We start from the raw sequence: 389 nt of genomic DNA, 5'->3' as shown, positions 1-389 counted from the left end.
AGGCGCGCATTCGCATCGGCCTTTTCCATGCGCAGGCTCAGCGTCTCCAATGAGCGGTTGATCATCCAGCACGAATGCGGATCGAGCTGGGTGCCGATGGCGCCGCGCAGCGCCTTGATGCCCTTCATGATCGCCTTCGATCCGAGTGCGGCGCCCGCGATCAGGTCGGAGTGGCCGCCGACATATTTCGTCAGCGAGTACAGCGACAAGTCGGCGCCGTGCTCGATCGGCCGCTGAAACACCGGGCCGAGCAGCGTGTTGTCGCAGGCGATGATCGGCGTGTGTCCCTGGGCCTTGCCGATGGAATCGGCGATGCGGCGGATCATCGCAATGTCGACGAGGCCGTTGGTCGGATTGGCCGGGGTCTCGATCAGGATCATCGAAACCCG

At 64.0% G+C, this 389-nt stretch carries 1 protein-coding gene; it reads right to left on the bottom strand.

Annotated features, from left to right (window positions below):
* Positions 1-389 (bottom strand): PLP-dependent transferase (locus tag AC5ZFO_RS48340; RefSeq protein ID WP_496124315.1); only part of this gene is annotated, 389 nt, incomplete at both ends.

This window comes from Bradyrhizobium sp. Unk1, from assembly GCF_059512345.1.
This window is presented reverse-complemented; position numbering and strand designations above follow the sequence as displayed.